This is a genomic window from Hymenobacter sp. 5317J-9 (genome assembly GCF_022921075.1).
Lineage (GTDB): Bacteria > Bacteroidota > Bacteroidia > Cytophagales > Hymenobacteraceae > Hymenobacter.
On sequence record NZ_CP095050.1, the window covers coordinates 2,149,659 to 2,167,997 of the forward strand.

Here is an 18,339-nt window from a genome sequence, read left to right on the forward strand (position 1 = left end):
CTTTTACTCCTTCTGTATGAAGCAATTCTTCGCTGGCAGGCTGCTCAAATGCCTGATGTTTCTGGTGTGCATGTGGCCCTTTTTGGGTTCGGCAGCACCTTTCACGCCCGGTAACCTCGTGGTGATGCGGGTGGGCGATGGCTCGGCCTCGCTCTCGTCGGCCGCCACCGTGGCCTACCTGCAGGAATACACCCCGGCCGGGGTGCTCGTGCAAACCATTCCGCTGCCCACGGCCGTGGCCGGCAACAACCGCATCCTGACCGTGGCCGGTTCGTCGAGCACCGACGGCGGCCTGACCCGCTCGGCCAACGGCGCCTACCTGGTGGTGGGTGGCTACGACGCCGCCCCCGGCACTGCCGGCGTGGCCGCCCTCGACCCCTCCACCGGCGCCAACCGCATTGTGGGCCGCGTGGGCGCCGACGGCAACGTGGACACCAGCACGCGCATCACCGATGCCACTGGCAACCTGCGCTCGGCGGCCTCGGTCGACGGCACGAGCTTCTACACGTCCGGCTCGTCGGGCGGCGTGCGCTACGTGACGTTTGGCAACAACGGCCCCTCGGTGGTGGTGAGCGCTACCCCCAGCAACCTGCGCTACGTCAACACCTTCGCCGGCAACCTGTACATCAGCAGCGGCTCGTCGCCCTACATCGGCCTGAGCCAGGTGGGCACGGGCCTGCCTACCACCAGCGGCCAGACGGCCACGCTGCTGCCCGGCATGCAGGGCACTACGTCGACCACCGCCGGCATCAGCCCGCTGGCGTTCTACTTCGCCGACCTGAGCACCACGGTGCCGGGTGTGGACGTGGTGTACGTGGCCGATGACGGCGCCACCACCGCCGGCGGCGGCATCCAGAAGTGGAGCCTCGTGGCCGGCACCTGGACGCTGAACGGCACCATCACCAATTCTACCGCCATCCGCGGCCTCGACGGCCAGGTGACCGGCACCACGGTATCGCTGGTGGCGGCCGGCAACGGCGGCCTGTACGTGCTGAGCGACAACGCCGGCTACAACGCGGCCCCCAGCACCACGGCTGTGCCCGCGCCCATTGCCACCGCCGCCAGCCTCACGGCTTTCCGCGGCGCGGCTTTCGCGCCCGTGTCGGCCGTGGCCGCGCCCACCATCACCAGCTTCACGCCCACCGCGGGCGGCCCCGGCGCTACCGTGACCATCACCGGCACTAACCTGACCGGCGCCACGGCCGTGACCCTGAACGGCGTGGCCATCACGGGCTTCACCGTGGTGAATGCCACCACCATCACCTTCACTGTGCCCACCACGGCCACGTCCGGCACGATTGCCGTGACCACGCCCGGCGGCACCGTGACCAGCACCGGCACCTTCACGTTCAACGCCCCGGCCGCCGCGCCCACCATCACCAGCTTCACGCCCACCAGCGGCCCCGTGGGCACCACCGTCACCGTGACGGGCACCAACTTCACGGGCGCTACCGGCGCCACGCTCAACGGCACGGCCGTGACCAACTTCATGGTGATGAGCGCCACGTCGGTGATGTTTGACGTGCCCACGGGCGCTACCTCCGGCACCATTGCCGTGACCACGCCGGCCGGCACGGGCACCAGCACGGGCACTTTCACGGTGAGCGCGCCGGTGGTGACGCCGGTTATTTCGGCCCTCTCGCCCAACGCCCAGGTGGCCGGCGGCCCGGCCGTGACGCTCACGGTGACGGCCACGGGCATCACGCCCACCACCACCGTTAACTTCAACGGCGTTTCCTACACCCAGACCAGCAGCACGGCCACGACCGTGACCGTGACCATCCCGGCTTCGGTGCTGGCCACGGCCGGTAGCTTCCCCGTAACGCTGACCAACTCGGCCGGCACGTCGAACGCCTTCACCTTCGTGGTGAGCAACCCGAGCACGGCCGGTGCTTTCGAAACCTTCGAGGCCGGCACCAAGACCAGCTACACCGCCGGCACCGTGACGCTGACCAGCGGCGTGTGGAACTTCGCCAACGCCCTCATCGGCGATTCGTTTGCCGACAAGTTCAACGGCCTGAAGTCTGCTCGCATTCGCACGGCCGGCGCCATCTCGATGAACTTCGACAAGCCCAACGGCGCGGGCACCATCATCATCAACTCGGCGCTGTACGGCACCGACACCGGCGGCTCGTTCCTGCTGGAGATTTCGACCGACGGCGGCACCACCTACACCACCGTGCCCGGTGCTCCGGCCACGCTCACGGCCACGCTCACGCCCTACACCTTCACGGTGAACCAGGCCGGCAACGTGCGCCTGCGCATCAGCAACACCGTGACGACCACCACGTCCACGTCGCCCCGCGTCATCATCGACGACATCTCGATTTCGGATTTCGCAGCTCCCAACAACCCGGTGCCGGTTATCACCAGCATCACGCCGAACTCGGTGGTGGTTGGCAACGTCGGCAACGTGACCCTCGTGGGTACGGGCTTTACCAGCGCTTCGACGGTGGTGGTGAACGGGGCAACCATTCCGACCACGGTTATCCCGAGCACTTTTGTGTCGGCCACCCAAATCACGGCCGCGGTGCCCGCCGCTGCCCCGATTGGCACCTACACCGTGACGGTGGTGAACCCCACGCCCGGCGGTGGCACCTCCAACGGGGTGACGTTCACGATTGTGGCCCCCGTGCCCACCATCACCAGCTTCACGCCCACCTCGGGCGGCCCCGGCACCACGGTAACCGTGACAGGTACCAACCTGCTGGGCGCCACGGCGGTCCGCATCGGTTCGTTCAACGTGCCCAACTTCTCGGTAGTATCGGCCACGAGCATCACCTTCGTGGTGCCCAGCGGCACGGGCAGCGTGACGGGCGTCATCACGGTGGTGACTCCCGGCGGCACGGCCACCAGCACGGCTTCGTTCAACCTGATTTCGTCGGCGCTGGCCAGCCAGGCCCTGCCCGGCCTGCTGGTGTTCCCGAACCCCGCTTCGGACCGCGTGACGGTGAGCCTGCCCTCGGCGGGTGCTGCCACGGTGGCCCTGCGCGACCTGGCCGGCCGCCTGGTGCTGGCCCCGGTGGCCCTCGGTGCCGACAAGCAGGTGCTGCTGCCCGCCGGCCTCGCGGCTGGTGTGTACATGCTGGAAGTGCGTCAGGGCGAAGTGTTCGCCGTGCGTCGCATCCAGAAAAACTAAGTACTGCCAAATGCCCGGCCCGCATGGGCTGAGCTGAAAGACCCGAAAAGCCCCCGCATCCGCGGGGGCTTTTTTTGTGCGCCGTCGGGGCGGTTGCGGCATCGTTGTCGGGAACGATTGCGCAAGTAAAAGCCGCCCGGGCTTTGGCCAGGGCGGCAAATGGTCGGACTTTTAGTGACGCATTGCACCTGATAACCCGTAATTCCATGAACTCCGACTCCTCTTCCGAACCCGGCCAACCGTCCTTCGTGCCCGATGCTCAGGCGGCCTGGGAAACCACCGGCCCCGGCGTGCGCCGCAAAGTGCTGGCCCACGGCCCCGACCTGATGCTGACGCGCGTGGCTTTCGAAACCGGCGGCGTGGGCGCCCGCCACAACCACCCGCACGCCCAGTTGAGCTACGTGGAGAGCGGCGTGTTTGCCTACACCATTGCCGACGAGACGCAAACCCTGCACGCGGGCGACAGCTGCTACGTGCCGCCGCTGGCCTGGCACGGCGTGGAGTGCCTGGAGGCCGGCGTGCTGGTGGACGCCTTCACCCCGCGGCGCGACGACTTTCTGTAGCCAGTGGCTGCGCTGTTCCGCCAACCCCTGCCGCTCACTTTTCTACGACCCATGAAAACAACTGCCTTGCGCCTGCTGGGACTGGTGTTGCTCTTGCTGCTGAGCTTCTGGCTGCTGCCGGCCCGGGCCCAGACCGTGACCGTGGCCGCGGATGGCTCCGCGAATTTCCGGACCATTCAGGAGGCCATCAACAGCTTGCCGGCCACGGCTGCCCGGCCACGCACGGTGTACATCAAAAACGGCACCTACTGCGAAAAGGTGTACGTGGACGGCAAAGCTAACCTCGTGCTCAAGGGGCAAAGCGAAAGAGGCGTTGTCCTGACCTTTCCGCAGGCCCGCGACCTGTGGCTGTGCGGCCCCGATGCCAAGGCCGGCGACTGGGGCGTGGCCACCCTCAACCTGCGCAACAGTCCCGACATCACCCTCGAAAACCTGAGCGTGGTGAACAGCTACGGTTTCGAAGCCACCGGCGAAGTGACCATAGCCTGCCCCACGGCCCCCGGCGGCCAGAAAACGGTGAGCAAAACCGGCCACCAGATGGCCCTGCGCGCCCTGCCCGGCGCCACGCGCCTCATTGCGCGGCACTGCACCTTCCGGGCCCTGGGCGGCGACACCGTGAGCCCCTGGGACACCGAGGCCGGCGCGTATTATTTCAAGGACTGCACCATGGAGGGCGGGGTGGACTTTTATTGCCCGCGCGGCTGGGCCTACGCCGAAAACTGCCGCTTCATTTGCCACAGCCGGGAGGCCGCCATCTGGCACGACGGCTCGGGCAGCCGCGACTCGAAAACCGTGCTGCGCAACTGCACTTTCTCCGGCGACGACGGCTTCAAGCTGGGGCGCTTTCACCGCGAAGCGCAGTTTTACCTAGTCGACTGCACCTTTGCCCGGAACATGGCCGATGCCGACATCTACCACGCCGCTTCGGGACCCGGGCCCAAGCAGTGGGGCCGCCGCGTGTACTACGCCAACTGCCACCGCCAGGGCGGCGACTACGCCTGGCACCGCGACAACCTGGCCACCGCCGAGGGCGCGCCGAAGCCCAAAGACCTCACCGCTGCCTGGACCTTCGGCGGGCGCTGGAACCCGCTGACGGGCGCCGTAGCCGCAACGGCCTCCGCCGTGCCCGCCGCACAGCTCGACACCACGGCCGAAAAGATGCTGCTCTACCAGCGCGCCGTGGGCGGCTGGCCCAAGGCTTTAGGCGAAGTGAAAATCAACTACGCCGCCCGCCTGAGCAAGGGCGCCCGCGCGGGCTTGCTCGACAGCAAAAACCAGAACGATGCCACCATCGACAACGACGCCACCACCCGCGAAATCCACTACCTGCTCAAAGCCTTCCTGCAAACCCACAATCCGGCCTACCGCAAAGGGGCCGAAAACGGCATCCGCTACCTGCTGAAAATGCAGTACCCCAACGGCGGCTTTCCGCAGTTTTACCCGGACCTGAGCGGCTACCGGCGCGAAATCACCTTCAACGACGACGCTATGATTCGGGCCCTTACCCTGTTGCGCCGCGTGGCCCGCAAGGAGGAGCGCTACGCCCAAGTCGACCCCGAACTGGTGCCGCTGGCCCAGGCCGCCGTGGCCCGCGGGGTCGACTGCATTCTGAAAACGCAGATTATCCAGAACGGCCGCCCCACCGCCTGGTGCGCCCAATACGACGAAGTGAGCCTGCAGCCGGCCAAAGCCCGGGCCTTCGAGCTGGCGTCGCTGAGCGGCGCGGAGTCGGTGGGCATCGTGCGCTTTTTGATGGACGAACCCGCCACGCCCGCCGTGAAAGCCGCCATCGAGGGGGCCGTGGCCTGGTTTGAGCAGGTGAAGATGCCGGGCTACGCGCTCAAGGAAGTTGCCGCGCCGCAGGAAAAAAGCCACCGCGACCGGGTGATTGTGCCGCAGCCCGGCGCCACGCTCTGGGCGCGCTTCTATGAGCTGGGCACCAACCGGCCCATCTACGTGGGACGTGACAGCCAGGTGCACTACCAGCTCAGCGAGATTGAAAACGAGCGCCGGGCGGGCTACGTGTACGCCAGCACCTGGCCGGCCGAGCTGCTGCAGAAGGAATACCCCGCCTGGCAGAAACGAGTGGCTGCCAGGTAGGCATGGCTGTACTAGTAAGCGGTGTAGAGACGCAATATTTTGCGTCTCCTCGTTGAACGACTCACGTCTGAACGACAATGCTCTAACGATGCAGACGTGCGGTTTCGGCCGTTCAACGACGAGACGCAAAATATTGCGTCTCTACAGCTTTTCTTCCACCCATAAGTACCCAGCGGCCAGCAGAAACAGCCCGAAAAACCACCCCGCCGGCCATGGCTGAGCCACGGTTTCACTTGCCACGGCCGCGCCGGGCGCCGCCATGGCCTGCTGAGCTACTGCCAACTGGCGTTCCTCTCGTTCCGGCCCAGCCCAGGCCCCGGCTGGGTACACGTAGAACGAATGCGTGACGCGCCCCGGACCAGTGAGCTGGTGCCAGCCCGGCGCCTGCGGCCAGAACTGGGCCGTGCTCCATTCGGGCAGGCGGGTGTCCTGGCGCAGGGCCAGCCGGACCGCAGGCCCCGCAGCAAGCGCCCGGACGGTGGGTTGGGTTTCGGGAAAAGTAGCGGTGAGGTGCAGCAGCAGCGGTTGCTGCGGGCGCGGCCAACGCGTGCCTGCCTGCCAGGCGACTTCGGCCGGTGCGGGCGGCCGGGCGGCCGTCAGCAGGCGGTTCCAATAGGAACGGTAAAGGTCCAAACGCCCCTGGAGACCCCACGGAAAGGTTTCGGGCACCACTGACACTACTACAAACCCCAGCCCCGCCCGCCGACTGGCGGCGGCCACGGCCTGCCCCGGCCCGCTGACCAACGGCCGCAGCGCCGATGCCGGCCGCAGCTGAGCTGGCAGCGGCGCCCGGGCCCCGGCCGGCGCATCGGGCCAGGCAAGGGGTTGGGCCGCGGCCTGCGCTGCCGCCCGTGGCATCACCGCAAAATCAGCCCGGCCGGGTGCGCTGCGCGGGAGCGGCGCTGCTTCGGCCACCACCAGCAAGCCCAGGCGGCCTGCGGAGATGGCGCTTTGCAGCGCGCCGGTTTCGGTGGGGGCGAGGGCTGCCAAGGTAGCGGCATCGGCCACCACGATGGCGTAGCGGGCCAGCAGGGCAGGCGTGAGGCGTCCTAGGTCGGTAGCCGGCTGGTTCACGAAGTCGGTTTGCACCAGGCCGCGGCTCACGGTGGTGCGCAGGGCCACGGGGTAATGCGCTTCGGCCAGGTAATTTTTCAGGTACTTGAACTCAAATGACGGCGTAGCGGAGAGCAGCAGCACGGCGGGCACTTGCGGCGTGCTTACTTCCACGGGCACGGGCTCGGCAGCCAGCTTCCGGCCAGCCCGGCGCAATTGCAGCTCGTACAGGCTCAGTCCCGCTGTTTTGGGCTGGTAGCGCAGGCGGAACGGGCCCCCGCCCGCGGGTACCCGCACCGAGTCGCGCACGGCGCCGGCCGCCAGCAGGCAGGCCCAGGCCGGTGCTTCCGCCTTGGGCAGAAGGGCCGTGCCCTCCACCCGAAGCACGTCCCCCAACGCCAGCTTGCTTTCCCAAAACGCGGTGCTGAACCCAACGCCGGCCACTGCCGGATGCAGCGTAACAGGCAAATTTCCTAGTACCAGCAGCTCGGCTGGCGCCAGCCCCTGCCCGATGAGGTGCAGGCCCCGCAGTTTGGGCCGCTGCTCCGTTAAGGTAAGTAAGGAGCTGAGCGGCCGAATTTTGGCGGAGGCAGCAACGCCGCCGTAGTGCCACACCGACGTGCCGGCACCCAGTCGCCGAAGTAGCTGCCGCAGCGTATCGGGCGAATAGCCGGGCGTGAGCAGAATGGCCTGGCCGCGCGCCGCCGGTACCTGCCGCGTGGGCGGAAACGCCGTGAGCCACAGCGCCGCGGCTGCTACCAGCCCCGCCAGCGCCCGCACTATGCGCCGTCGCCCCCCGCGCCAGGCTTGCACCAGCAGCCCCAGGCCCAGCAGCACGCAAAACCCCAGCAGGACGTAATAGGCAGTAGGTTGGGTGGCAAGCATGCTAACGGCTGATTTCCTGGAAATAACGCCGGGCCAGCCGGTCGGGGGCAGTGGTGGGCGCCGGCACTGGGGCGGGCGCCGCCAGCAGGTCGGTGAGGGCATGCTCCACGGGCGAGCGGCAATCGGCGCAGGTGGGGCGGCCGGCGCGCACGTCGGCCACCAGCTGGCGCAACGCCTTCAGGGCCGGCAAATACACGCCCGGCCGCTCCAGGGCTGCCCCGGTCAGCACCGAGCCGGCCTGCTCCAGCACCGCCGCCTCGGCTGGCTTGGCGTTGGCGCCGGGCGCGTGGGTGCCCAGCCAGCGCAGGGCGGCCCGCACGGCCGGCTGGGGCGTTGCGGCAGCCAGCTGCTGCTGGCGGCGCGGGGCGGCCGCGCCTTTCAACTCGCCGGTGAGGCGCAGGGTGGCCTCGGGCATGGGCGGGGGCGTGAAACCCGCTTTCTTGACAAAGGCGCGGGTTTGCTGCTGCACCTGCTTGAGCAGGCGCAAGGCGCGGTATTCGTATGGGCGGGCCGCCGCCAGCTGGCCGGTGCGCAGGCGCAGCTCGGCCGCCCACATCTCGTCGAGCACGGCGCGCAGCTTGGCTTTCACGGCGGGCTCCAGGAAATCGGCGGTTTCGGCGTCGTCGTGCTTGTGCATGTAGGGGTCCATCAGCTCATCGGTTTCGGCCGTGGGGGACGCTTTCGCTGAAGACGAGGCCGGCGGGGCAGCGTGGTCGTGGTGGTCGTCGTGTTGTTCCTCGGGGGCTTCGGCAGTGGGCGGGCCAGCGGCATCCTCGTCTTCGGCAATGGGCGAGTGCGGTGCCGCCCCCATGGCCTGCTCCGATTCTTCGCCCATAAACTTGCCGTAGCGCAGGCGCAGCGTCTGCTGGTCGAACCCCAGGGCGTTGGCGCGGCTGGCCACGGTGGCCGGGTCCAGCTTCGGCTTTTCGGCAATGAGCTTTTCGGTGTCGATGATGATTTGGCGCTGGCTACGGAAGTAGGCGGGCGCCACCTTCACGCCCATGCCCACGTCGGCGGGGCTGTCGGCCACGGCCGTGTCCTGCCACTGCACCAGGTAGGCGTCGGTGCGCGAAGTGTGGCCGGCGTTGTCGCGCGCGGTGAGGTAGAAATACAGCTCGTCGCCGTAGGTGAGGCCCAGTTTGGGCAGGTTGAGCACATTGGTGAGGCTGGCTTGCGAGGCGCCACCCAGCGCGGCCGTCAGGTCGCGCCGCACCTCCCGGAACTTCACGGCCTCGCCCTGGCCCTGAGCCACGGTGATGACCAGTTCGGCGCGGCTCAGGCCGTAGTCGTCGCGCGCAGTGGCCCGCACTGCTACTTCGGGCCGTCGGCCGTAGGCCTCCACCAGCGTGTAGGGCTTGGGGGTTTGAATACGCAGCACCGGCGCCTGGTCGGTGCGCACGTCAATGGCATAGTCGTCTGATGCGCTGCTGCCCAGCCGCAGCCGGTAGAGCGTGGAAGCAGTAAGCTTCAGCTCTGCGTAATACCGTCCCGGCTGCTCCGCTACTGGCTGCAGTGGTCGCCGCATCCGGCCGATTTCCAGCACGGGCTCTTGCCGGCCGGCGCCGCGGCTAACCTGCACCTGCCAGCGCACCCGCGAACCTTCAGGGCATTGAAAAGACGCCTGCCCCGGCGCAAACGCCGGCTGGCGGGTGTAAGCCGGCGGCGTCACCAGCAGTTGCGTTTCGGTGATGCGGGCGGGCACCTGACCAGCCGTTGCAGTGGCAGCAGGGCTTGAAAACCGCACGGCCACGCTTGTTGGCGGTAGCTGCCTGGGCTGCTGCGGTGGCAGAAGGAAAAGGACAATACCCACCGTAAGAAGGCAACCACTTAAAATCAGTGGATTTCTGAATGGGAAAGGGAGTAGCCTCGGGCTGTGCGCGGTTAGCAGTTCCAGCTGCCGGGCCGTGCGTCGGAATTGCAATTGGCCGAGCAACGGCAACTCCATCGGGTTTTGCAACAGCAAGCCTGTACTGTCTTCCAACTCAGCATACTCACGGTCGAGCCGGCGGGCTGTTTCGGCGCTGTCGAAGGCACGCAAGGGCCATAGCCACCACGCCGCCGCCACCAGCAAGGCGATAACGGCCAGTCCCGCCCATAATGGCCCGACTTCAGGCCAGTAGTGCTGGCCCGCCACTACCACCGCGCTGGCGGCCAGCGGGGGCATAAGCCCGGCCAGGCCGTAGCGAATGGCATAGCGCTGTCGCACAGCCCGCAGCCGAGCGTGGGCCTGGCCTTGCACGGCCAACAGGCCCGTGTCTGATGCACTATCAATGACCTTGCTCATAGTGACGTAGGTAAGGCCCGCCTTTCCCGGCGAAAAGCCAGCAGGCGTTCGAGAGCAAACAAAAGCCCGGCCATGAGCACCAGCCAGGGGCGAAGTTCGGCCGTTTGGAAACCATCAGGAGTGGGGGCCGAGGCCTCCGTTGCCTCAAAAACCGGAACCGAAAGTTGTGCGGGGTCCAGGGCGCGTTGGTCGAGTACTGCCAGCGCCGTCGTCGTGGCCGGGGAAGCAATTGGTGGGTTCAGTAGCGTCAGGAGGCGGGCCGGTAGGGAAGGGTTGTCGGCTAAGCCGCTCCAGTTTGGGCTCAGGCGGGTGTGCAGCTGGTAGTAGGCACCCTGTCCCGACGACTTGTAGGACAGCACCGGGCGCCCCCGGCCATCCTGCCAGAGCGGCCGGCTGCCCGCAACGTCCTTCTCAGTGTCGCGCCGAAAAATGACGGCCGGTGATTCCGAAGCAAATTCCGGCACCAGCCGGGCCTCATCGGCAAAGCCCGGCCCGGCCGCCTCCTGCCACACCCGTGCTCCGTGGCCGACTGCCACGCGCCACGCTTCGGGCAGCGGCTCATCGGCCAGCCAAAACAGCCAATCGGCCCCCACGCGAGGCGGTGCTGAATTCAGCCGAATGACCGGCGCCACCGCGAAGCCTACCGCCGCCGCGCGCACCGCCGCTCTCAGGTACCGCGCCTCAGCCGCGTAAGCCGGCGTTGCATACATCTCAATCACCACGGGGACCGGCGCAACGGCCACGGCCGGCCCCGCAGGCGCGGCGCCAGTTACTGGGACCGGGACGAGGCTCTTCGCGTTGGCTGCGGTGCTCACGTAGCGCAGCGGCACCAGCCCCGGCACGCGGATTTGCTCACCTGCGCTCCGGGGTGCGGCCGCAGCTGCGCGCCGAAAAGTGGTTTGGGTTTCCGTGCTGTTGCCAATCACCAAGTGCAGGCTGTCACCTTTCAGCCCGGCTTCCTGTAGCCAGGCGGCCTCGCCCCGGCCCGGCACCGTCTGCCAGTTGATACCGGAGCGCAAAGCAGGATGAGGACCCTGGAAGCTGCGCAGGGTAGCCGGCGTAAGCACGAATAGCGGCTGGCCGGCGAAGGCATCGGCCGCCTGCTGCACCCGCGCCCAGGCAAAGCCGGTGGCCCGCGCACCGGCGCTTAACAGGCGGGCGCTGTCGCGCGGGCCGGCCGCATTGGCCCGCCACGCTGCCCCCGACATTTTCGGGAAGCCCGCCGTGAGCCAGCGCAGCCCGTAGCCCCGCTTCCGCAGCGAGTCGACGGTTGGCCGCAGGGCAGCCAGGGCGGGGTTGCCCAGCACCTCGGGGCTTAGCAGCACCTGGCCACGGCCGCGGGGAAGGATGCTTCGCCACACCGGGCCGGCCAGCGCCAGGGCCAGTACCGCCAGCAGTGACGCCCGCACCAGCAGCAGCCCAAGCTGCTCCAGCTTCAGGTTGCGCAGGCGGCGGTTGGCGCCCGCGGCCAGCCAGCGCAGGCTGCCCACCGGCACCTCGCGGGCCGGCCGGCGGTTCCACAGGTGGATGGCCAGCGGCACCAGCAAGCCCAGCAGAGCCAGCAACGCAGACGGGGTGAGTAGGGTGAGCAAAGGCGTGAATGAATGTTAAATGAGAGTAGGGGCGGGGGCCAGCCCCGCCCCTACGTCATTTGGCGGCGGCGCAGGAACTCGCGCATGGCGCCGTCCAAAGGTTGAGAAGTGTCGAGTAAATGGTAGTCGAAGCCCTGGAGGCGGGCGCTTTGGGCGGTTTCGCGTAGCCACTGCTGCAACTGCTGCAGGTAGGCCGGGCGCTGCTGGTCGGCGTCGAGTTGCAGGGTTTGATTAGTTTCTAAATCCCTGAAAGTAACCGGGCCTTTGTGGCTGAATTCAAGTTCATTATGAGCGGCCAAATGCAGCAGCAGTACGTCGCCGCTCACGGCCCGCAGGCGGGTGAGCAGGGCTTGGATTTCGCCGGTTTCCTCGTACAGGTCGCTCACGCATACCGTGAGGGCCCGCTGCCGCCGGGCCGTGAGCGGGGCCAGCGTGGCAGCCGCGGGGAAGGCGCCCGCGGCCGTGGCCGTTTCCAGGGCGTGGTAGAGGCGGGGGAGCTGGCGGGCATCGGCGCGGGGCGGCAGGTGCTGCAGGCCGGCGGGGCTCAGCACGGTCAGGCCCACGGCGTCGCCCTGCTGGGTGGCCAGGTAGGCCAGCGCGGCCAGCAGCAGCCGGGCGTAGTCGAGCTTGGTCAGGCCGTTGTCGTCGCGGTGGTTCATGCTGGCGCTGGCGTCGAGCAGCAGGTGCACTGTCAGGCTGGTGTCGACTTCTGCCTCGCGCAGGTAGTACCGGTCCGAGCGGGCAGCCAGGCGCCAGTCGAGGCGGCGCAGGTCGTCGCCGGGCTGGTAGGGGCGGTATTGGCTGAACTCCATGCCCGCGCCGTGGCGGCGGCTGGCGTGCGCGCCGTTCAGGAAGCCCTCGGCCGCTTGCCGGGCGGCCAGGGACAGGTTGCGCAAGCCGTGCAGGAGTTGGGGGGAAAGCATTTGTCAGTTAGCGAGAAGCAAAAAGGACCGTCATGCTGAGCGCAGTCGAAGCATCTCGCGTGTGGATGTAATCCAAACGTTAGGGTTTACTGCTGCACGCGAGATGCTTCGATTGCGCTCAGCATGACGGTCTGTATCAAACCTTCACCGCTTTCAGCAGCTCCGCCACGGCGTCGTCGGCGGTCAGGTTTTCGGCTTCGGCGTTGAAATTCAGCAGCACCCGGTGGCGCAGTACCGGCGGCGCCAACGTGCGGATATCCTCCAGCGTGGCGGCGAAGCGGCCGTGCAGCAGCGCCCGCGCTTTGGCGCAAAGAATGAGCGCCTGCCCGGCCCGCGGCCCCGCGCCCCAGCGGCCATACGTCTTGATGAACGCCACTTCCGACGTGGCCGGCCGCGTGGCCCGCACCAGCCGGTTCACGAAATCCATGAGCTCGGGGCTGAGGCTGACCTGGCGCACCAGCGCCTGCAGGCTCCGGATGTCGGGCCCGCCCAGCACCGGCGAAACCTGCTGCCCCGCCGCGCCCGTGGTGCCGCGCAGCACCGCCAGCTCCTCGTCGGCCGTGGGGTAGCCGATGCGCACGTACAGCAAAAAGCGGTCGAGCTGGGCCTCGGGCAGGGGGTAGGTGCCGCTTTGCTCGATGGGGTTTTGGGTGGCCAGCAGGAAGAAGGGCTTGGGCAGCGCGTGCTCGGTGCCGGCGTAGGTGACGTGGCCTTCCTGCATGGCTTCGAGCAGGGCCGCCTGCGTTTTGGGCGGCGTCCGGTTGATTTCATCGGCCAGCACCAGGCTGGCGAAAATGGGCCCCGGGTTGAACTTGAACGAGCGGTGGCCGGTGCCGTGGTCTTCCTCCAGCACCTCGGTGCCCAGGATGTCGGTCGGCATCAGGTCGGGCGTGAACTGGATGCGGCGGAAGGGCAAATCAGTGGCCGCGGCCAGCGTGCGCACCAGCAGCGTTTTGGCCAGGCCGGGCACGCCTTCGAGCAGCGCGTGGCCGCCGGCCAGCAGGGCTACCAGTACCTCGTCCAGCACCGTTTCCTGGCCCACTATCACCTTGGCAATCTCGGCTTTGAGCACGGGCAGCTTGGCCAGGAGGGCGTTTACTTCTTGTTCGGTCATTCGGGTGTCAGAAGGGAAAAAAGAACGTCATGCTGAGCGCAGTCGAAGCATCTCTACCGCATAACTAACTCATTCGATTGGATTACTATAGCCGTAGAGATGCTTCGACGGCGCTCAGCATGACCGGTTTTTGGCAAGTTCTAGGTCAAAGCATACAGCAAAATATTCACCCCAAACTTCGTGTTGTCTTCGGCCAGGAAGCGCTTGTTGCGAAAATCGTAGTCCCACTCGCAGCCGTAGTCTTTGTTGGAGTAGAGCACGCCGATGCGGCCTTTGATTTCAACGGCTTTGAGGTAGTCATGCACCAGGTCGTCGCCCCAGCCGTTGAGCTCGAAGCCGGTGTTGGGCGGGCCGTCCTTGAAGGTGAAAAACTGGGAGTAGATGGGGTGCGTTTTGGGGATTTTCTTCAGGGCGCCGGCGCCGAAACACTGGCGCATCTGCTCCTCGAAGGAACGCGCGAAAAGGCCGTCAATGTCGTGGTTACAATCGTCCACAAACACGAAGCCGCCGTTGCGCACGTATTGCGTAAAATTCTGTTTTTCAGCGCTGGAAAACTGCACCAGCCGGTGGCCGCTGAGGTAGCAGAAAGGGTAATTGAACAAATCCGGACTGTCCAGGGCCACCACTTTTTCTTTGGGGTCGACGGGCACGGTAGTATACTGCACCAACGAGTGCAACAGGTTGGCGGGCATCCGTTCGTCCACCGCGTCCCAGTCGCCGGAGTGGTATTTCAGGCGCACAAAAGTGAAAGGAGTAGCGGGCACGGAAAACGGTAGGTGAAAAGAAGATAAATAGCTGGTCCTGAGTCGGGAATCGGCTGGCAGGGCGCCAACAAGGAATAATCTGCTCTCGTAGTACGTTGAAAGCAATTGCCAGTGGGTACTGCCCTTGGTTATTTGCCCACGCACTACTTATACATTCGGCTATGAAAAAGCTTCTGGTTATTTGTTTGTTGACTCTGTTTTTCGCTCCCTTAGCCCACGCGCAGTTTGGCGTAAAAGGTGGCCTCAACGTGGCCGAGCTTACGGGCCGCGACGGCGAAGACGCCTCCTACAAAGCCTTCTACCACGTTGGCATCTTCTACCAGGCCCACTTGCTGGGCCCGCTGTCCATTCAGCCCGAAGTGCAGTACTCGCTGCAGGGCGGCAACCTGAAATCGGCTTTCACCAACTACGACAGCCAGCTGCACTACCTCACGGTGCCCATCCTGGCCAAACTCACCGTTGGGCCGGTGTTCATCGAGGGCGGCCCGCAATTTGGCGTGCTGCTGGGCGCCGACCAGTCGGGCAACATGCAGGTAGGCCTGGCGCCCGACGGCACGCCCGCCTACGGCAACGTGTCGCGCCCGGCCACGGGCAGCTTCAAGCGCGGCGATTTCAGCCTCGCCGGCGGCGCCGGGCTGAAACTGTCTGCCGGCTTTTCGCTCGGCGCCCGGCTGGTGGCCGGCCTCAACGATATTAATGACGTGCAAAACCTGTCCGGCATCAACGACCCACGCCTGCAGAACCGCGTGTACCAGGTGTATGCGGCCTTCCAGTTCGGCGGCGGGAAATAAGCAGCGTGGACTCGGTCGAGCCCACGCTACCGGCTATACCGCGTCGGAAAGGCTGGTGAAGGTGAAGTCCCGGATTTTGAGCGGCGGAATCAGGTTGCCGCCCAAGCGCACCGGTTTCCCAATGGCTTCCAGGTTGTTGAGCATGATGACCGGGCTTTCGTTGAAGCGGAAGTTTTTGATGGGGAACTTGATTTGACCATTCTCGATGTAGAACGTGCCGTCGCGGGTCAGGCCGGTGTACAGCAGCGTCTGCGGGTCGACGGGGCGGATGTACCACAGGCGCGTCACCAGGATGCCTTTGGCCGTGCCCTTGATGAGGTCGGCCGTGCTTTGGGTGCCGCCTTCCATTATCCAGCCGCCGGGAGGAGGCAAGTCCGGAATCCCGGCTTTCTGGGCCCAGTAGCGCGAGGAATAGAGGTTTTTCACCACGCCTTTCTCAATCCAGGTCACGCGCTTTTGCGGGCGGCCGTCGCCGGCAAAGGTGATGTCGGGGATTTCGGCGTTCATGGGGTCCGAATAAATCGTAACCCGCTCATCGAACAGCTTTTCGCCCTTCTTGTTGCCTCCGCCCTTCTTGCTCAGGAAGCTACGGCCCTCATCGGCCGAGCGGGCGTCGAGGCTGCCCATGAGCACGGCCATCAGCGAAGTGTCGACGTTGGAAAGCAGCGCGTTGGGCTCCAGAATGACGGTGTATTTGCCGGGCTCCAGCGCCTTGGCATTCACCGACGACGACGCTTTCTCGGCCGCGATGCGCGTGAGGCGGGCGGCGTCAAACTTGCTGGCATCGGTGTAGTCGGCGGCGGCGTAGCCCGAGCCTTTGCCATCGGGCGTGCGCACCGTCACGCTAAACTCTACGTTGGTGTACTGCTGGTAGGCTTCGAGGCCCTTGCTGTTGCGCTTGGCCACGAAGCCGGCCATGTCTTCCAGAAAACCGGCCGACGTCACCTTGCGCTGGTCGCAGAGCGCCGTGCTGGCGCCCACCTGCCGGGCCCGGTAGTCGGGGTCGATGGCGGCGGTGCTGGCCGCAAAGGCCAGCTTGCTTTCCGTGTATTGCTGGGGGCCGAGCAGGGGCATGTGCTCCGGGCTTTCGGGCGCGAGCTTGGCAATCTCCTCGGCCCGCTGCACGCAGCGGCGCAGGGTGGCGTCGTCGAACTCGTTGCAGGTGGCCACACCACTTTTTTTACCGAAGTAGCTGGTCACTGACAAGGAGACGTTGTCGACGGCCCCGGCCGTGCTGATGGTGTTGCGCGCCGAGCGTACGTTGCCGCCGGTGCGGCCGTTGAGGTTGGCCTCGCACTCGTCGGCCGTGCTGAAGCTCAGCACCTTCTTCAGAATGGTCTGAGCTTCGTCTTTAGAAAGAATGGGCATGAGATTATGTGTTGATGGGTTGATGTGCTAATGTGCTGGTTCGGTCATTCGCGAATGCTGCGCGTTTATAGGGCAGCGCATCAGCAAATCACCTCATCAGCACATCAATCAGCCCAGTTTGCGGGCGGTGTTGATGACGTTGACGCCGTTGAAGCGCGTGGTGGCCGAGCCGTGGCTCACGGCCGAGCTTTGCGAGGGCTGGCCCTTGCCGTCGTTGAAGGCGCCGAACAGGCGGTAGTCGGACTGGTCGCAGATGGCGGCGCAGGAGTTCCAGAACTCTTGGGTGTTGGCCTGGTAGGCCACGTCTTCGAGCATGCCCGTAATCTGGCCCTTTTCGATGGCGTAGAACACCTGCCCGCCGAACTGGAAGTTGTAGCGCTGCTGGTCGATGGAGAAAGAGCCGTTGCCGGCAATGTAGATGCCCTTGTCCACGTTCTTCACCAACTCGTCCACGCTGAGCTTGGCCTTGCCCGGCTGCAGGCTCACGTTGGGCATGCGCTGAAACTGCACGTCCTGCCACGACTGCGAGTAGCAGCAGCCATCCGACTCCTTCTGGCCCACCACGTGCGCTTGGTCGCGAATCTTTTCGTAGTCAACGAGCTTGCCTTCGCGGATGAGGTCCCATTGCTTGGTCTTGACGCCTTCGTCGTCGTAGCCCACCGCGCCCAGGGAGCCGGGCTGCAGCTTGTCGGCCACGATGTTGACCAGCGGCGAGCCGTAGGGCAGGCCCTTGGCCTTCCACTCGAGCGTGGCGAAGCTGGTGCCGGCGTAGTTGGCCTCGTAGCCCAGCACGCGGTCCAATTCCAGCGGGTGGCCCACCGATTCGTGGATGGTCAGGCCCAGGTGATGAGGGTCGAGCACGAGGTCATACTTGCCCGGTACCACCGACTTGGCGGTCAGCTTTTCCTTTACCTGCTTGGCGGCGGCGGCCACGTCTTCCAGCATGTCGTAGCTGTTTTTGTAGCCCACGATATTGGAGCCGGAAGGGCCCGCCACCTTGTCGGCAGCCTTGGGCGTGAGGTACTCGTAGCCCAGGCCCATGGGCGAGCTCAGCGCCTGCCGGGAGCGGAACTTGCCCGAAGCGCGGTCGATGGCCGTCACGCTAAATGTCGGATAAATCCGGTGAATGTCCTGGTCGATGTAGGAGCCGTCGGTGCTGGCGAAGTACTTCTGCTCGTTCACCTGGAATAGCGCCGAGTTGATAAAATTGACGCCAAGGTCGAGGGCTTTCGCATTGACGCCCAGCAATAAATCGACTTTGTCCTTAATCGGAACTTCAAACGCGTTTTGCTGGATGGGGGCTTTCCAGGCCACGTCGCCGTGGCCTTTTTCGGGGGCCAGCTGCACCTTCTCCTTTTGCACTTTTGAGTTGGCCTTGGCAATCTGCACGGCCAGCTGGGCAGCCTTGGCAATGCCGGGTTCGGTCACGGTGTTGGTGGCGGCAAAGCCCCAGGTGCCGTTGGCGATAACGCGCACGCCCACGCCGTAGCTCTCGGTGCTCGAGATGTTTTGCACCTGCTTCTCACGGGTGAAGATGCCCTGGTTGAGGTAGCGGCCAATGCGCACGTCGGCGTAAGTGGCCCCGGCGGCTTTGGCGGCGTTCAGCCCGGCGTCGGCCAGCTTCTTTTTGGCAGCGGCGTCGGCGCCCGGTTCCACCAGGCGGGCGGGGTCCACAAGGTCGCCGGCGAAACTCGGCAGGCTGGGGAGGAAGAGGGCCCCGGCCGCCAGGCCGGAAAGTCCCACAAAGTCGCGTCTTTTCATAT

The 18,339-nt window shown here is 66.0% G+C and carries 12 protein-coding genes; 4 read left to right on the forward strand and 8 right to left on the reverse strand.

The window, feature by feature from the left end; all coding sequences use genetic code 11:
• Positions 1-16 precede the first annotated feature (16 nt).
• From MUN81_RS08970 to pelA, 3 genes are all read left to right on the forward strand, one after another.
• Positions 17-3,139 carry an IPT/TIG domain-containing protein gene (locus tag MUN81_RS08970; protein WP_245116959.1) on the forward strand — a complete coding sequence of 1,041 codons (3,123 nt, stop codon included), beginning with the start codon at positions 17-19 and terminating at the stop codon, positions 3,137-3,139.
• Positions 3,140-3,345: 206 nt separating this feature from the next.
• Positions 3,346-3,702 carry a cupin domain-containing protein gene (locus MUN81_RS08975; protein WP_245116960.1) on the forward strand — a complete coding sequence of 119 codons (357 nt, stop codon included), beginning with the start codon at positions 3,346-3,348 and terminating at the stop codon, positions 3,700-3,702.
• A 51-nt stretch (positions 3,703-3,753) separates the two neighbouring features.
• Positions 3,754-5,802 carry a pectate lyase gene (pelA, locus tag MUN81_RS08980; protein ID WP_245116961.1) on the forward strand — a complete coding sequence of 683 codons (2,049 nt, stop codon included), beginning with the start codon at positions 3,754-3,756 and terminating at the stop codon, positions 5,800-5,802.
• A 141-nt stretch (positions 5,803-5,943) separates the two neighbouring features.
• On the opposite strand, the gene MUN81_RS08985 is transcribed toward pelA, so the two are convergent.
• From MUN81_RS08985 to MUN81_RS09010, 6 genes are all read right to left on the reverse strand, one after another.
• Positions 5,944-7,740 (reverse strand): hypothetical protein, encoded by a 1,797-nt coding sequence (locus tag MUN81_RS08985; RefSeq protein WP_245116962.1) that lies wholly within the window; start codon positions 7,738-7,740, stop codon positions 5,944-5,946.
• A gap of 1 nt (position 7,741) precedes the next feature.
• The gene (locus MUN81_RS08990) at positions 7,742-9,484 is read right to left on the reverse strand and encodes a DUF4175 domain-containing protein (RefSeq protein ID WP_245116963.1); all 1,743 of its coding nucleotides are present in this window, start codon (positions 9,482-9,484) and stop codon (positions 7,742-7,744) included.
• 536 nt (positions 9,485-10,020) lie between these two features.
• Positions 10,021-11,616, reverse strand: coding sequence for a BatA domain-containing protein (locus MUN81_RS08995; protein ID WP_245116964.1), 1,596 nt, complete (start codon positions 11,614-11,616; stop codon positions 10,021-10,023).
• Between the two features lie 50 nt (positions 11,617-11,666).
• Positions 11,667-12,539, reverse strand: coding sequence for a DUF58 domain-containing protein (locus MUN81_RS09000; RefSeq protein ID WP_245116965.1), 873 nt, complete (start codon positions 12,537-12,539; stop codon positions 11,667-11,669).
• A gap of 136 nt (positions 12,540-12,675) precedes the next feature.
• Entirely contained in the window at positions 12,676-13,653 is a 978-nt protein-coding gene (locus tag MUN81_RS09005; protein ID WP_245116966.1) for a MoxR family ATPase, read from the reverse strand.
• 140 nt (positions 13,654-13,793) lie between these two features.
• Positions 13,794-14,417: a DUF4159 domain-containing protein gene (locus MUN81_RS09010; protein WP_245116967.1), complete on the reverse strand. Its 624-nt coding sequence runs from the start codon at positions 14,415-14,417 to the stop codon at positions 13,794-13,796.
• Positions 14,418-14,578: 161 nt separating this feature from the next.
• Between MUN81_RS09010 and MUN81_RS09015 the strand changes: the two genes are divergently transcribed.
• Positions 14,579-15,208 carry a porin family protein gene (locus MUN81_RS09015; RefSeq protein WP_245116968.1) on the forward strand — a complete coding sequence of 210 codons (630 nt, stop codon included), beginning with the start codon at positions 14,579-14,581 and terminating at the stop codon, positions 15,206-15,208.
• Between the two features lie 33 nt (positions 15,209-15,241).
• On the opposite strand, the gene MUN81_RS09020 is transcribed toward MUN81_RS09015, so the two are convergent.
• Positions 15,242-16,576 (reverse strand): TldD/PmbA family protein, encoded by a 1,335-nt coding sequence (locus MUN81_RS09020; protein WP_245116969.1) that lies wholly within the window; start codon positions 16,574-16,576, stop codon positions 15,242-15,244.
• Between the two features lie 108 nt (positions 16,577-16,684).
• Positions 16,685-18,337, reverse strand: coding sequence for a TldD/PmbA family protein (locus MUN81_RS09025; protein ID WP_245116970.1), 1,653 nt, complete (start codon positions 18,335-18,337; stop codon positions 16,685-16,687).
• Positions 18,338-18,339: the final 2 nt, after the last annotated feature.

Coding starts and splice junctions, on each gene's coding strand:
- MUN81_RS08970 (WP_245116959.1), top strand. CDS start 17: ATGAAGCAATTCTTCGCTGGCAGGCTGCTCAAATGCCTGATGTTTCTG.
- MUN81_RS08975 (WP_245116960.1), top strand. CDS start 3,346: ATGAACTCCGACTCCTCTTCCGAACCCGGCCAACCGTCCTTCGTGCCC.
- pelA (WP_245116961.1), top strand. CDS start 3,754: ATGAAAACAACTGCCTTGCGCCTGCTGGGACTGGTGTTGCTCTTGCTG.
- MUN81_RS08985 (WP_245116962.1), bottom strand. CDS start 7,740: ATGCTTGCCACCCAACCTACTGCCTATTACGTCCTGCTGGGGTTTTGC.
- MUN81_RS09000 (WP_245116965.1), bottom strand. CDS start 12,539: ATGCTTTCCCCCCAACTCCTGCACGGCTTGCGCAACCTGTCCCTGGCC.
- MUN81_RS09005 (WP_245116966.1), bottom strand. CDS start 13,653: ATGACCGAACAAGAAGTAAACGCCCTCCTGGCCAAGCTGCCCGTGCTC.
- MUN81_RS09015 (WP_245116968.1), top strand. CDS start 14,579: ATGAAAAAGCTTCTGGTTATTTGTTTGTTGACTCTGTTTTTCGCTCCC.
- MUN81_RS09020 (WP_245116969.1), bottom strand. CDS start 16,576: ATGCCCATTCTTTCTAAAGACGAAGCTCAGACCATTCTGAAGAAGGTG.
- MUN81_RS09025 (WP_245116970.1), bottom strand. CDS start 18,337: ATGAAAAGACGCGACTTTGTGGGACTTTCCGGCCTGGCGGCCGGGGCC.